Source organism: Butyrivibrio sp. INlla16 (assembly GCF_900104155.1).
GTDB lineage: Bacteria > Bacillota > Clostridia > Lachnospirales > Lachnospiraceae > Butyrivibrio.
Window position 1 is genome coordinate 17783 of record NZ_FMYB01000047.1, and the last position, 12783, is coordinate 30565.

Below are 12783 nucleotides of genomic sequence, written 5' to 3' on the forward strand. Positions count from 1 at the left end.
TTTCTGTTATAGTAAAAGGATAAAAGTGAAGATTCGCTATGTACAAGCAATCTTCATGGGGAACTAAGGAGGAGAAAAACTATGACACCTAAGGTATTACTTTTTATTGTATTAATTGCAGTACTTGCACCGGTTTATCTTTTGTTTGGGGTAGCTACATCCAAGAATATTAAGGACATGTCTGAAAAGAACAAGGAAGAGTATGAAAAAAACAGGGCCAAACACAGATATATGCTGCTTGGACAGTGCTGGGGAATGGGCATTGGAGTTATAGCAGGATGTATTGCAAATTATTGTATTTCCGGGAAAGTTTCGACCGGAATGTGCCTCGGAACATCATTTGGAATGCTTGCAGGTATGGCCATCGGTGCTATGCTCGATAGAAGAAAAATGGAGCAGGAAACCGAGCAATAACTATTAGAGATAAGGGGATCCTCTCTATGCTTCGCGACGCAGATATCAGGGATGGACTTTGCGACTATCTTGAAACAAAATATGGAAAAATACGTTTCTTTGAAGAACTGACAATGGGAAAATCAAGAGCGGATATTGTCATGGTTACAGACGAGGGGCTTTATGGCGTTGAAATTAAAAGTGACGCCGACACCTATGAACGACTATCCAGACAGGTCAGGGATTATGACAGATTTTTTGACTACAACTATGTTGTTGTGGGAACGACTCATGCCGGACATATAAAAGAGCATGTGCCTGATCACTGGGGAATCATCACTGTTGAAGATGATGCCGGAAGCCTTGATTGCTACGAGATGCGTGCCCCGATGCGTAGTCCGAAGGTAAAGCTGAACAATCAGATGGGACTTTTGTGGAAGAGCGAGCTTGCTGTTCTTCAGGAAGAAAATGGACTGTATAAGTACTCAGACAAGAGTAAGATGTACCGCAAGAAGTACCTGATGGAGAGTGTTGATAAAGAACTACTTAAGAAGCAGATGCTTGAGGTACTTTTCGATAGAGATTATTCTATATTTGAGTAAGGAGGTATTTATATGCGTCTATTTATAGCAATTGTCCTTGATGAAAATATGACGGATGCCCTTGCAGAGATGCAGGATGATCTGATGCGCGAAGGAATAAGGGGCAGTTATACGAGACCAGAGAACCTCCACATCACTTTGGCATTTCTCGGAGAAAACGATGAGCCCGAAAAAGTCATCGAGGTAATGCGGGATGTGCCTTTGAAGTCCTTCAGCATTAAGGCCTCAGGCACAAGGCGCTTTAAGGATATGGTGTTTGCGAACATTGAGGAAAGTCAGGAACTTCATGATTATGTGAAGCGCCTTAGAAAAGCTTTGTCTGATGAAGACATTGAGTATGACAGGAAAAAGTTTATCCCTCATATCACACTTGTCAGGCGGGCGACCGGAAATAAGGATTTCCCCGGGCAACATGAGATTACTACAGAGGAATCGATGAGAGTAAAGGGAATCTCATTGATGAAATCAGAACGCGGAAAGCACGGAATGGTCTATACGGAGATTGGCTATGTGAGAGCTTTCTAAAAAAGATAAGGAGGAATAATTCATGCTCGAAGTAGGAACAAAGGCACCGTCATTTGAACTCCCGGATCAGAACGGAGTAATGCATTCGCTGGAAGATTACAGAGGTAAGAAGGTTATCCTCTACTTTTATCCGAAAGATAATACTTCCGGATGCACCAAGCAGGCATGCGGTTTTTCAGAGAGATATCCGCAATTTACAGAAAAAGGGGCAGTAGTTCTTGGTGTGAGCAAGGACACAGTGGCCTCCCATAAGAAGTTTGAGGAAAAGTACGGACTGGCATTCACACTGCTGGCAGATCCTGAGCGCAAGGTGATTGAGGCCTATGACGTGTGGAAGGAGAAGAAAAACTACGGCAAGGTATCTATGGGCGTGGTGCGGACAACATATCTGATAGATGAAGAAGGCATAATCATCAGGGCGAACGATAAAGTAAAAGCTGCTGATGATCCCGAAAAGATGCTTGGAGAATTGTGATGAGCTTTATGTAAGGATGTACCAAGGAGAAGGAGTGAAGAAAAAATCCACTTATTTTGCTTAATTATGAAAGTTTAATACTTTTCCCAAAAGGGTTAAGAGGCTGAGAATCCGGACCGATAAATATATCAGAAAGACAATCATACAGGGAACGAGACAAGCCTCCGGTTTCTGTATGGGAGCCTCCCGAGAAAGCCCGAGCTTTCAGAGGATGTATTAAAACGAAACAATAATAAGAGATTTTCTTCATTTTTTAACTCCTCCTAATATAAATATGTGATATGAGTAACCTGATTAACACAGAACTAATCAGGTTATTCTTTTGCCTGTTTAACAGAGTTGTGCATCGAATTAGTTGGAAAACATAACAAAAATAATCAATTTTTATTTCATTTTTATAAGGACTTAATGAACATAATTTACAATGCTATTAGTTGTTTAACTCAAATAACGCAAAAGCCAAAGACGAATTCATAATGGAGAATGAGACGCAAATTACAGGAACTGAGGAAGATGAAGAGGTGCCGGTCTGGGAAGAATATGGTTTTGCTTCGGAAGAGGAGATGAAAAAAGCCAGAATCGAAGCAGCTAAGCAGGGTGGTATCAGTGAGGAAGAGCTTGAAGCTTATGACAAGATGGTCGAAGAGCTTCGGGAAAATGTAGAAGTATATCCTGATGACGATGAATAGTTGTGATCAGAAGAATCAGTGCAGAACAGGCCAAAAGCAGTATGTGATGAGGCCTGTTCTTTTATGCTTTTTATATGAATTGTGTCCTGCCTTTTTCATGTATATAATAATCCAATAAAAACACTGTTGACTCTTCCCTTAGGGAACCCCTTAAGGTTGATTTATCAACAAGAAGGAGGTTTCGAAAATGGAAAAGAAAATGACATCCGGAGAAATGGCAAAGAAGGCGGGAGTATCGCAGAAGGCAATACGTCTTTACGATGAAAAGGGGCTCCTTAAGCCGACCGAGTATTCAGAGGGGAATTATCGCCTGTATGATGCTGCTGCGCTGCAGATCCTTGAAAAGATCGTGGCCCTTAAGCAGATAGGATTTTCTCTTGAAGAAATTCGTGACAATCTAAAGAGCGGTGAAGCAAGTGACATCAAGTCGGCGCTGGAGATTCAGCTTCGTAAGATGGAGGAAAAGAAATATCAGCTTGAGAAAATCACTGATGCAATTAAGAGGACGCTAGCCCGTAAGGATAACCTTGATTGGGACGATGTTGCAGGAATCGTACAGTATGTGAATGCCGATCAGTCAGCAGACGAGCGCCACTGGGATGCACTTAAGCACACAAGCGGAGAGCTCGACTGGTATGTGAGAATTTTCAGGTCGCTTGAAATTAAAGAGGGCAGCAGGGTTCTCGACCTTGGATGCGGATATGCGAAGCTTTGGAGAAACAACTGGACCGAGATTCCGAAGGGGACAAAGATTACGGGATATGATATTCACGGAAGCTGGGCTGATGATTTTGCAAAGTTCATTCCGGAAAACAAGGAAACACTCCCCGAAGACGTAAGTATTGAGTTTGAATTTGAGGATCTTGAGGATGAGAAGACCTGGGAGAAAATCGATGCTACCGGAGTCTATGACCTTGTTGTTGCTCACTATCTTGATTCCGAGATAAAGGATATTGAAGCTATTGTAGCGCATGCAAGCAGCGTGGTTTCCGAAGATGGATATTTTTCATTAAACGGTGCCAACGTGGCAAAGTGGAATAAATACTTCAAAGAAGCGATAGAAGCTGTCGGAGTAGATGCATCTTTCATAGATGAAAAGATAGCTAAACAGACAGAGAAGAGAAATCAGTATATAGCAATGATGGAGAAATACTTTGCAAGGGTTGAGTCGGTTATTCTGCCAAACGTTTGGCATTATACCGAGGCCGGAGAAATTGTAGAAAAGATGAAGGACTACTACAAGGATCAGGAGTAAGCCATCGTTCGTTACGAAGACAAGCTGCTTTCGTACTTCAAGGACAAGATTGAAAAGGACGGTGAGTTTGCACTTGAAACCGGAAGCCAGTTCTGGCATTGCTATAAAAAGTGAAAAAAGTTGGAGGAGCTATATGGGGAACATTTTCATTGATGATACGAAATTCGTCAAAGATCAGTACAAGAATTCAAACGGACTAAGCACCAGAATCTCAATTCATGACAAGTATTCAACCAATAAAATGGGGCTGCATAATTGGTATTTTACAGTCATGAAGCTGGAAGAGGGTATGAGAGTTCTGGAGCTTGGTACCGGAAGCGCAGTTATGTGGGCAAAAAACAGAGATGTTATAGGAAAGCTGTCGCAGCTGGTTTTATCCGACATGAGTGAAGGCATGCTCGCTGAAGCGAAGAAGAACCTCGGTGAGCTGCCAAATGTTAAATATGAGGTCATTGATATTCAGGACATTCCGTTTGAAGATAATACTTTTGATGTAGTAATAGCTAACTGCATGCTCTATCATGTGCCGGATATAAACAAGGCGGTATCTGAGGTTCGAAGAGTGCTTAAAAGCGGCGGATGTTTCTACGCCGGAACATCCGGACAAAACGGCGTGCTCGAGACCATTGCCGACATTCTTGAGCAGGATATTTCCTATGAGAATAATTTCTCTCTGGAAAATGGAGGAGAGAAACTGGAGCCGTTTTTCACTAATGTCCGGATAGAGCGTTACAAGGATTCCCTTGAGATAACAAATATCGATGATCTCATGGACTACATCTATTCAGGCATCACCTTTGAAAAATCCTGTACTCTCTCACGGGAAGAGGTGAGAGAAAAACTACTGTCCAATATGGTGGACGGTGTTTTGAAGCTCCCAAAAGATCCGGGAATGTTTGTAGCGTGGTGAGGGATATGATTTATCGTGCTCATCGGGGAGTTTAGCCGAAGAAGAAAACAAGCGCAGCGGTTGCGGCAACACTGAAAAGAAGGATTAGTGTTATAAATCTTATTTTTGCACCGCAGGTGTCTGTCTGGATTTCCGGAATACCATTATGTGTCAGGACGTGTACAGTAAGGGAATCTCCTGCGTGGAGGTTCCTTTTTGCTGTAAGGACATCGCTTTGCTGCCAGTGACCGTCGAGATTATATTCAACACAATACTTTTCAAAGGTGTGATAATAGCTGGAATGGCCGCTGATGTAAGCCTTTTCCTTTACGGTGCCGAGGCTCTTTACTATATGTCCGCTATAAACGGATGCGCGGAAATAGTTAAACATGCCGATAAAATCCGATACCAGCATCCATATGAGTCTAACTAAGAAAAATCCAAGTATAGCTAAGAAAATATAATCTGTAGGTTTGTCAATCATGATGTATCTCCTTTTAAAACGATTGTTATTTGCTGAGATAATCCCTTGTTTTATCTCAGTCTATTTATAATACAGATGGACTTTGGGAAATGTTGCAAACCGTACAGGAATTTTTGAAGCAGATAATATCACAAGAATTTTTCACAAATATTACACACTTTGTAACAAAGAACTGTGATACAATGCAGAACATAGTTTTTAAAAAGGAGATAAATGTTATGAAAAAAAGAATTTTAGCTATGTGTTTTGCGGTTTCGATGAGTACTATGCTTATTGCATGTGGGGATGCTTCAAACAGCACTGTTGATGTTCAGGAAGAAGAGATAGCCGAGGCAGCTGAGAGTGAGGCTTCTGAGGCAGCAGAGGAAGCAGCTTCTGATGTAACAGAGGCAGATGTTTCAGATATAGTTGGTGATGTTACAGAGGCAGGCGAGCTTGCCGGAGAAGAAGCAGCAGATGGCGAGGACAAAGCAGCTGATGCCGGAGAAGATGGTGCAGCTGATGCCGGCGAGGATAGCGCAGTTGATTACTCAGTTTTCACAAGCGCGAGTAGTGCAGACGTTGAGGCATATGCGCAGAAAATTGTAGATGCTACAAACGCAAAGGATTGGGACACAATCGGTGATATGATCGAGTATCCTATCGGTTCTGAGGAGCTTGGCAACCTTTGCAATAACAAGGAAGAGTTCGTTGCTTACGCTAATGACAAGGGCTTTGACGAAGAGGCACTTGCTAAGCTTCAGTCTTGGAGCGTTTCCGATCTCTGGGCTAATTACATGGGTGCAAGCATCGGCGACGGAGATATCTGGTTCAGAGACCTTAGCCTTGATAACCCTGAATTTAAGATTGTTTCATATCTCGGACTCTATGAGAGCGAAGCCGATGGAGAGATAACAGAGTAAATAAAATGAAGCTGATGTCGGACCGATCATAATAATATGAATCTGATGGAGCGATGTCAGGTAAATTAAATATTGTATTGATTAGAGGATATACCGTCATGTGTAATGCGTGGCGGTATTTTTGTTATATAGAAATTCTGTTAGTGTCTGGTGATTTTCGCAAATTACGTTTACGATTGCCTTTACGTTCGCAAATTATTGTCGGAATCCGTATTTGTAAATGAGAGCACGTTTTTGCTATTTTGGTATACCTTTTAGGCTTATTTTAAGACTTTTTCATGACTGTTTGTAAATGAGAAGGCCTTTTCGGACATTTGGTACCCATGATTTTTTAAAACATGGGTATCAAAATGAGAAATATGACGTTCTATTTACTATTTCGGAGAAACAAGCCTTAAAAAGGTCTCAAAAAGTATACCAAAATGCCAAAAACACTCTCTTATTTACAAATCAATATTTCCTGTGAAACGGAAAATTTTTCTGTGTGGAATTGTCTGAAAAAAGGCTTCTTTATTGTTTGTTTACTGTTAAAAGGCTCTTTTTCTGCTATAGTAGAACTATGAATTTGAGGAGGAGAAAATGAAAACAGTTATTATGTCGGATATCGTAGAAGCACTAAGGAAAGTAGGGCTTCAGAGCGGGGATACGGTGATGGTGCACGCATCTCTTAGCCAAATTGGATATGTATGCGGCGGAGCGCAGGCGGTTATAGAGGCTTTGATAGAGGTGGTGGGAGATGAAGGAACCATCATGATGCCCACACAGTCATGGAAAAACCTCGATCCCGAGACGGGAGTTCACTGGGATGCTGATGAAGCTGACTGGGACAAAATACGTGAAAACTGGCCGGCATACGACAAAGCTATCACGCCAACCAATACCATGGGCGCGGTTGCGGAAATGTTCCGTTCGTGGCCGGGTGCGATAAGAAGTGACCATCCTGCGAGATCAGTAGCGGCCTGGGGTAAACATGCTAAGTACCTGACCGAAAACCATGATCTGTCAAATATATTCGGAGAGGGATCACCTATTGGTAAGTTGTATGAGCTTGGCGGGAAGGTTTTGCTGATCGGAGTCGACTACGACAAAAACACTTCCATCCATTTGGCGGATGTTCGCGCTGAATATCCGGGCAAGTACAACTGCACCGAGCACAGCGCGGTTATGGAAAACGGTGAGCGCATCTGGAAAGCATATGAGACACTTTTTGTTGATGGTGAGGATTTTGTTGATATAGGAAAAGCTTTTGAAGCTGTGAATGACGTGAATAAATGCATGCTTGGCGAGGCGGAACTAAGGCTGATGAACCAGCGTGAATTAGTGGACTTTGCAGTGTCATGGATTGAGAAAAACAGGAAATAGGAGGATGTTATGGAGACTTGGTATTATGTTGTGGAAAGTATAGACGGAGATTATGCGAACCTTCGCAGAACGGATATCGAATCCGATGATCTTAAGCTTGTTGCGAGAGCTCTCCTGCCGGATGGCATAGCAGAAGGGACAAAGCTTAAGTATGAACTGATGCAATATTCGATTATGGACTAAATGAGATACATAGGTATTTTTGTGCTTGGGAGATGTTTGTTAGAGCTAAGAAGATGCTTATGGTGTTTTGACGGGAGAGATTATGCGGATTGTAAATCTAATTGAGAATACTGAGGGTGTAAAAGGTTGTGCGAGTGCACACGGCCTGTCGTTTTACGTGGAGACAGAAAAGCACAAGCTTCTCGTCGACCTTGGACCTTCGGAGGAGACTATAAAAAATGCAGAAGTGCTTGGAATTGATCTGAAGGCAGTGGATACTGTTGTTTTAAGTCATGGTCATTATGATCATTCGGGGGGAATTATGCCCTTTTCATCAATAAATTCTACAGCTGCGATCTATATGCAGAAATCGGCGCCGGGAGAATATTACGCAGATGATGGAGTGGCAGAGGACCGGGATAGATACACTTATATCGGAATTGATAAGAATATCGCTGACTTGCCTCAGATAAAGCTGGTCGAAGGCGATTTTGATATTGATGATGAGCTTACCTTGTTTACCATAGATGAGCGCGAAGAGGATGTTCCGTTTACCAATGCACGCCTTCTGGAAAAGAAAGATGGTGGTTATATTAGGGACGATTTCAGGCACGAGCATTTTCTTGTAATCAAGGATGGAGGCAGGCATATTCTGATTTCCGGGTGTGCCCACAATGGCATTGTGAATATCCTGAAGGAGTACATCAGGAAGTTCGGGGAAGAGCCGGATGTGGTAATAAGCGGTTTTCACCTGATGAAGAAGACCGATTATTCGGATGTGCAAATGCGGGTAATCACTGACACGGCCAAGGAGCTTCAAAAGTATCATACGATCTTCTACACCTGCCACTGCACCGGAATTCCGGCCTATGATGCAATGCACGAGATTATGGGAGACCAGCTTAGATACGTACATTCAGGAGATGAAGTGGTTGTGGGATGAATGTTTTTGTAATTGAGGTTTTGTGTGACCAGGTAGAAGTAAGGAGCATGAGTTATGTTCTTCAAAAAGAAAAGCGAAAAGAAAACCTATGATAAGGAAAATAAAAAACCTGTAATCAAGGCGAGCATTTGCAATGGGGAACAGGTTGCAGGCTTTCAGGACATTCATACCGGATCCTTTGAGGAAGTAATGCTGATTAGGGATTCGGAAGATCTTTTTCAGTTTAAGGATACGTATGGAATCAGCGGGGATATAGAGAAGATATACTAAGGCGGCATGAGGTTTATATATGAAGGATTTATCTGCAGGACAACAGAAAATTAGCTGTGCGCTTAAACTTATTACTGTGCTGTCGGCGGTTGTGGGAATTTTCCTGAGTGCCTATGCCGGCAGAAGAGTCTTTATGGGCGGATCGAGGTTTTTAATGTACTTCACGATTCAGTCCAATATTCTTATAGCCATCATCTGTGCGATAGGTCTTTTCCTGATTCTTGGGAAGAAGAAAATCAGCAAGACCTGGTATGTGGTCAAGTTTGTTGGCACGGTTTCAATAACGCTGACAGGCTTTGTGTTTGGCTTCATGCTCGCGCCTCTTCTTGGAGCAAATGCATGGAACATTCAGAATACGTTGACGCACCTTATTGTGCCGGTCGCTGCAGTGCTGGATTTCTTTGTTGTTGCCCCGAGTGCAGGAATTGCGAAGAAGAATGTAGTATTTGTCACCATTCCGCCCCTCCTTTATGCAGTCTATGCTGGAATCGGATATGTAAGAGGATGGGAGTTTTCTCCCGGAAACAACTACCCTTACTTTTTTCTCAACTGGGGAAGCGCCGCCGGCGCATTTGGCTTTTCAAACGAGCTCCCATATATGGGCACTGTGTGGTGGATACTTGTACTGCTGGCTTTTCTGATGGTTGTGGGCTACTGCTACCTTGTCATTGCGGATTTGATAGGGAAGATTATACATAGAGGTTAGGGCGGCTGATTGGCTCGCGGGAATATTGTAGAGCAAGTGAAAAGAAAAGGGTAAATCCACCGGAATGAAAATCCTAATTGGATTTACGCGAAGAATAAAATACAAGAAAATAATAAGGAACAGAAACAACATGGTAAAGAAAATAGTAAGAGATCCTCTCTTCTTGCAGCAAAAGTCTGAGCCTGCAACTGCAGCAGACAAGCAGGTTGTAGAAGATCTTCTGGATACATTAAGGGCTAATCAGGATAGATGTGTTGGCATGGCGGCCAATATGATAGGCGTGAAGAAGCGCATAATTGTTGTGGCGATGGGGCCATTTATATTCCCGATGATAAACCCGGTTATTACTAAGAAAACCGGAGCATATCAGACTGAGGAAAGCTGTTTGTCACTTGAGGGTGTAAGGCCTTGCACAAGATATAAAGAGATAGAGGTTGATTATCTGGATCAGGACTTCAAGCCAAAACACGGGAAATATACGGACTTCACTGCTCAGATAATACAACATGAGATAGATCATTTTGAGGGAATCCTCATTTGATCAAAACACCAGGGAGAAGAGGATGACTAAAGTAAACGATTCAATAACCATAAACAAAACAGTAATAAGAAACAGGCTTACTATGGCGCCGACTGTGAAGTTCGACTATGCAGGGGCGGATGGAAAGGCTACAGAGAAACACATTGAGCATTACAGAGAGAGGGCTGAGCATGGCTGCGGGCTCATATGCGTGGAGGCGACGGCGGTCACTCCGGGCGGAAGATTTGGCAAGAACCACATGGGGCTCTGGGATGACGATCAGATCGATGGCCATGTGCAGATCGCTAAGGCATGCCACGACGAAGGGGCAGCAGTTATCATACAGCTTAATCACGCCGGCCTAAATGCAAACCCTGAGCTGGGCGAAGTGATTGCGCCGTCAGCTGTGCCGACCCGGGATGAAAATGTATTGTCAAAAGAAATGACCGTGGACGAAATCCACGCCATGCAGGAGAACTATGTGAGCGCTGCGATCAGAGCAAAGAAGGCAGGCTATGATGGAGTGCAGCTTCACGGATGCCACGGATATCTCATAAATCAGTTCATGTCAAAAAAGACAAACCTTCGCACGGATGAATATGGCGGAAGTGATGTGAACCGCGCGAGATTTGGCGCAGAAATTATCCGCATGATCAGAGAAAAATGCGGAAGTGATTTTCTGATTTCCATAAGAACTGCCGGAATAGAGCCTGATATTGCAACGGCTATCAGCCTTGCGGAAGAATTCGTCAAGGCCGGGTGCGACTACCTCCAGGTATCCACCGGAATAGAGTGGGATGATCCGACTCTCAGAGATGAGGGAAAACCGTATAATCAGATTTGTGAGCTTGGCGTCAGATTCCATGAGCACTTTAAGGGGCGCGTGCCGGTTTCATGCGTCAACGGCATCTATGAGCCTGAGCTTGCGAAGTATCTTATTGAAAATGAGCTTGTCGATACAGTTGATCTCGGAAAAGCGATTCTTGCTGATCCGGCTTTTTGCGAGGCAGTATTAAACGGGACACCTTTCGTAAAATGCTTTTGCTGCCCGAACTGCCAGTATGGTCCCGGGATGCCGCACAAATGTCCTGCGGAAACTAAACGAAGCAGGAAATAAAGAAGGGGGGAATAGTAGTGTCAAAGACTATGCCATCGATTATCCTGACAATTGCGCTTTTGATCGGATTATTTTCCGGGACAGAATATGCAATTGCTGCGCATGCTGTAACCGGACAATATCCGCTAAGATATGAGTCAAACGGAGGCACAGGGACTATGGATCCTATTGAGGTATCCATAGGAGATACCTTCGTATTTCCCGAATGTGAATTTGAAGCGCCCGCGAATAAAACATTTTTGAGTTGGCAAATGACAGGAGTTGATGGAATACATTATCCGGGCGATTCAGAAGTGATAGCTGCAAATTGTGTATCTGGAGGTGCTATAACCGTGACTGCGTATTGGACTGATGCACCTGCAGCCGGCGTAACCACACGTCCTGAGGAAAAACAGCTGACCTATTCGGGCTCCGCGCAGGAACTAATTACAAGCGGATCAACGTCAGAGGGCACCTTGCAATATGCCATCACAGATACAAACACAGCCCCGACTTATGATAAATTTTCTGCGGAGATTCCAAAGAGAACTGAGGTGGGAGTGTACTATGTATGGTACAGAGTGCGCGGAGATGCTACGCACAGTAACAGTAATCCGGTGAGCATCAAAACTGAAATTACGAAAAAATCAATTGCAGGAGCAACAGTTACACTGAATGCTGCAACCTTGGAATATACAGGCTCTGAGCAGAATGTAAAAGTCGAAAAGGTTATGCTCGGAGACACAGTTTTTCCGGAAAACTGTTATGACATAACCGGAGATCTCACAGCAAAAGAACCCGGCACTTATAAAGTGACTGTCACCAGCAAAGGCAACTATAAGGATTCCGCGACTGCCGAGTGGACAATAAAAAAGTCAAGCGAGGAAAAAACACCTGATGCAAAATCACGTTTCCTTTCATCAGTCAATGTAAAACAGAAGAAGGGAAAACTCATAGTCAGCTGGAGTAAAGGCGCTGCATCAAAGTTCGATGTTTATGCGGCATATTGTGGCACTGATTTTTCCCAAAGGAATATGAAGACTACAGGCAGAACTACCGCAACTTTCAAAAAACTTAACGGAAAACCGATCAATTTTAAAAAGAGCTTCAAGATTTATGTTGTGGGCTATGATAGTAATAGTCAGAAACTCGGGAGAACCGTTACTGCACATGTTTCCGGAAAAGACAATAAAGAGTTTACCCTGAATTATTCACGGCTTAATTACAAAGCCGCATAGTTACTGCATTTAAACTGCATATTGCTTTCACCCAATAAGTGAAGCCTTAGGGGTATTAATAAAGCCCCGATTCTGTTACAATTTTAGGTGTCGAATCAAAAACCATAACAAAAAAGAGGCTTCATATGTCTAGTTTAGATTACACAACCTTAGAAAGCAATAAGCGTTTTAAATTAAATTTTGACGGAGGTGATTTATCCTCCGATGCTGGTCTTCTCCTAATAAAGGAATTCATCAGCAAACTGCACTTTGACAAGCTGATTGACAGCATA

17 protein-coding genes and 1 pseudogene are annotated in these 12783 nt (G+C 43.1%); 17 read left to right on the forward strand and 1 reads right to left on the reverse strand.

From position 1 onward, the window contains the following. Window positions 1-81: 81 nt before the first annotated feature. The 7 genes from BLR42_RS17510 (at window position 82) to BLR42_RS17545 (ending at window position 4849) form a co-directional block, all read left to right on the forward strand. Window positions 82-414 carry a hypothetical protein gene (locus tag BLR42_RS17510; protein WP_091871929.1) on the forward strand — a complete coding sequence of 111 codons (333 nt, stop codon included), beginning with the start codon at window positions 82-84 and terminating at the stop codon, window positions 412-414. Between the two features lie 26 nt (window positions 415-440). Beyond that, window positions 441-995, forward strand: coding sequence for a sce7726 family protein (locus BLR42_RS17515; protein WP_091871932.1), 555 nt, complete (start codon window positions 441-443; stop codon window positions 993-995). 12 nt (window positions 996-1007) lie between these two features. Continuing rightward, a complete protein-coding gene (gene thpR, locus BLR42_RS17520) occupies window positions 1008-1520 on the forward strand; it encodes an RNA 2',3'-cyclic phosphodiesterase (protein ID WP_091871934.1) in 513 nt (170 codons plus the stop codon). 22 nt (window positions 1521-1542) lie between these two features. After that, window positions 1543-1995, forward strand: coding sequence for a thioredoxin-dependent thiol peroxidase (gene bcp / locus BLR42_RS17525; protein ID WP_091871937.1), 453 nt, complete (start codon window positions 1543-1545; stop codon window positions 1993-1995). A gap of 476 nt (window positions 1996-2471) precedes the next feature. Further along, complete coding sequence (locus BLR42_RS17535; RefSeq protein WP_091871942.1) at window positions 2472-2684, forward strand: hypothetical protein; 213 nt, start codon at window positions 2472-2474, stop codon at window positions 2682-2684. Window positions 2685-2871: 187 nt separating this feature from the next. Beyond that, on the forward strand, window positions 2872-3939 hold the full coding sequence (locus BLR42_RS17540) for a MerR family transcriptional regulator (protein ID WP_091871945.1): 1068 nt from the start codon (window positions 2872-2874) through the stop codon (window positions 3937-3939). Window positions 3940-4072: 133 nt separating this feature from the next. Then, the gene (locus BLR42_RS17545; protein WP_091871947.1) at window positions 4073-4849 is read left to right on the forward strand and encodes a class I SAM-dependent methyltransferase; all 777 of its coding nucleotides are present in this window, start codon (window positions 4073-4075) and stop codon (window positions 4847-4849) included. Between the two features lie 31 nt (window positions 4850-4880). Here the strand turns inward: BLR42_RS17545 and BLR42_RS17550 are convergent, their stop codons facing one another. Beyond that, a complete protein-coding gene (locus tag BLR42_RS17550; protein ID WP_091871949.1) occupies window positions 4881-5312 on the reverse strand; it encodes a hypothetical protein in 432 nt (143 codons plus the stop codon). A gap of 218 nt (window positions 5313-5530) precedes the next feature. On the opposite strand from BLR42_RS17550, the gene BLR42_RS17555 reads away from it, so the two are divergent. The 10 genes and pseudogenes from BLR42_RS17555 to BLR42_RS22435 all read left to right on the forward strand — a co-directional run. Further along, window positions 5531-6214 (forward strand): hypothetical protein, encoded by a 684-nt coding sequence (locus BLR42_RS17555; protein WP_139165201.1) that lies wholly within the window; start codon window positions 5531-5533, stop codon window positions 6212-6214. Window positions 6215-6793: 579 nt separating this feature from the next. Then, window positions 6794-7576, forward strand: a complete 783-nt coding sequence (locus tag BLR42_RS17560) for an AAC(3) family N-acetyltransferase (protein ID WP_091871954.1) — start codon at window positions 6794-6796, stop codon at window positions 7574-7576. A gap of 9 nt (window positions 7577-7585) precedes the next feature. Further along, window positions 7586-7759, forward strand: a complete 174-nt coding sequence (locus BLR42_RS17565) for a chorismate--pyruvate lyase (protein ID WP_091871957.1) — start codon at window positions 7586-7588, stop codon at window positions 7757-7759. An 82-nt stretch (window positions 7760-7841) separates the two neighbouring features. Then, window positions 7842-8681: an MBL fold metallo-hydrolase gene (locus BLR42_RS17570; RefSeq protein ID WP_091871959.1), complete on the forward strand. Its 840-nt coding sequence runs from the start codon at window positions 7842-7844 to the stop codon at window positions 8679-8681. A gap of 54 nt (window positions 8682-8735) precedes the next feature. Continuing rightward, entirely contained in the window at window positions 8736-8951 is a 216-nt protein-coding gene (locus BLR42_RS17575) for an aspartate dehydrogenase (RefSeq protein WP_091871962.1), read from the forward strand. 19 nt (window positions 8952-8970) lie between these two features. Then, on the forward strand, window positions 8971-9657 hold the full coding sequence (locus tag BLR42_RS17580) for a Pr6Pr family membrane protein (RefSeq protein WP_091871965.1): 687 nt from the start codon (window positions 8971-8973) through the stop codon (window positions 9655-9657). A gap of 130 nt (window positions 9658-9787) precedes the next feature. Further along, entirely contained in the window at window positions 9788-10198 is a 411-nt protein-coding gene (locus BLR42_RS17585) for a peptide deformylase (RefSeq protein ID WP_091871968.1), read from the forward strand. A gap of 22 nt (window positions 10199-10220) precedes the next feature. Beyond that, window positions 10221-11294, forward strand: coding sequence for an oxidoreductase (locus tag BLR42_RS17590; RefSeq protein WP_091871971.1), 1074 nt, complete (start codon window positions 10221-10223; stop codon window positions 11292-11294). Between the two features lie 17 nt (window positions 11295-11311). Next, window positions 11312-12511 carry a hypothetical protein gene (locus tag BLR42_RS17595; protein WP_091871974.1) on the forward strand — a complete coding sequence of 400 codons (1200 nt, stop codon included), beginning with the start codon at window positions 11312-11314 and terminating at the stop codon, window positions 12509-12511. Between the two features lie 125 nt (window positions 12512-12636). Beyond that, window positions 12637-12783 (forward strand): annotated as a pseudogene (locus tag BLR42_RS22435) (IS1380 family transposase); the annotation flags it as partial.

Coding starts and splice junctions, on each gene's coding strand:
- bcp (WP_091871937.1), top strand. CDS start 1,543: ATGCTCGAAGTAGGAACAAAGGCACCGTCATTTGAACTCCCGGATCAG.
- BLR42_RS17570 (WP_091871959.1), top strand. CDS start 7,842: ATGCGGATTGTAAATCTAATTGAGAATACTGAGGGTGTAAAAGGTTGT.
- BLR42_RS17580 (WP_091871965.1), top strand. CDS start 8,971: ATGAAGGATTTATCTGCAGGACAACAGAAAATTAGCTGTGCGCTTAAA.
- BLR42_RS17515 (WP_091871932.1), top strand. CDS start 441: ATGCTTCGCGACGCAGATATCAGGGATGGACTTTGCGACTATCTTGAA.
- BLR42_RS17535 (WP_091871942.1), top strand. CDS start 2,472: ATGGAGAATGAGACGCAAATTACAGGAACTGAGGAAGATGAAGAGGTG.
- BLR42_RS17550 (WP_091871949.1), bottom strand. CDS start 5,312: ATGATTGACAAACCTACAGATTATATTTTCTTAGCTATACTTGGATTT.
- BLR42_RS17575 (WP_091871962.1), top strand. CDS start 8,736: ATGTTCTTCAAAAAGAAAAGCGAAAAGAAAACCTATGATAAGGAAAAT.
- thpR (WP_091871934.1), top strand. CDS start 1,008: ATGCGTCTATTTATAGCAATTGTCCTTGATGAAAATATGACGGATGCC.
- BLR42_RS17555 (WP_139165201.1), top strand. CDS start 5,531: ATGAAAAAAAGAATTTTAGCTATGTGTTTTGCGGTTTCGATGAGTACT.
- BLR42_RS17565 (WP_091871957.1), top strand. CDS start 7,586: ATGGAGACTTGGTATTATGTTGTGGAAAGTATAGACGGAGATTATGCG.
- BLR42_RS17590 (WP_091871971.1), top strand. CDS start 10,221: ATGACTAAAGTAAACGATTCAATAACCATAAACAAAACAGTAATAAGA.
- BLR42_RS17560 (WP_091871954.1), top strand. CDS start 6,794: ATGAAAACAGTTATTATGTCGGATATCGTAGAAGCACTAAGGAAAGTA.
- BLR42_RS17540 (WP_091871945.1), top strand. CDS start 2,872: ATGGAAAAGAAAATGACATCCGGAGAAATGGCAAAGAAGGCGGGAGTA.
- BLR42_RS17545 (WP_091871947.1), top strand. CDS start 4,073: ATGGGGAACATTTTCATTGATGATACGAAATTCGTCAAAGATCAGTAC.
- BLR42_RS17585 (WP_091871968.1), top strand. CDS start 9,788: ATGGTAAAGAAAATAGTAAGAGATCCTCTCTTCTTGCAGCAAAAGTCT.
- BLR42_RS17510 (WP_091871929.1), top strand. CDS start 82: ATGACACCTAAGGTATTACTTTTTATTGTATTAATTGCAGTACTTGCA.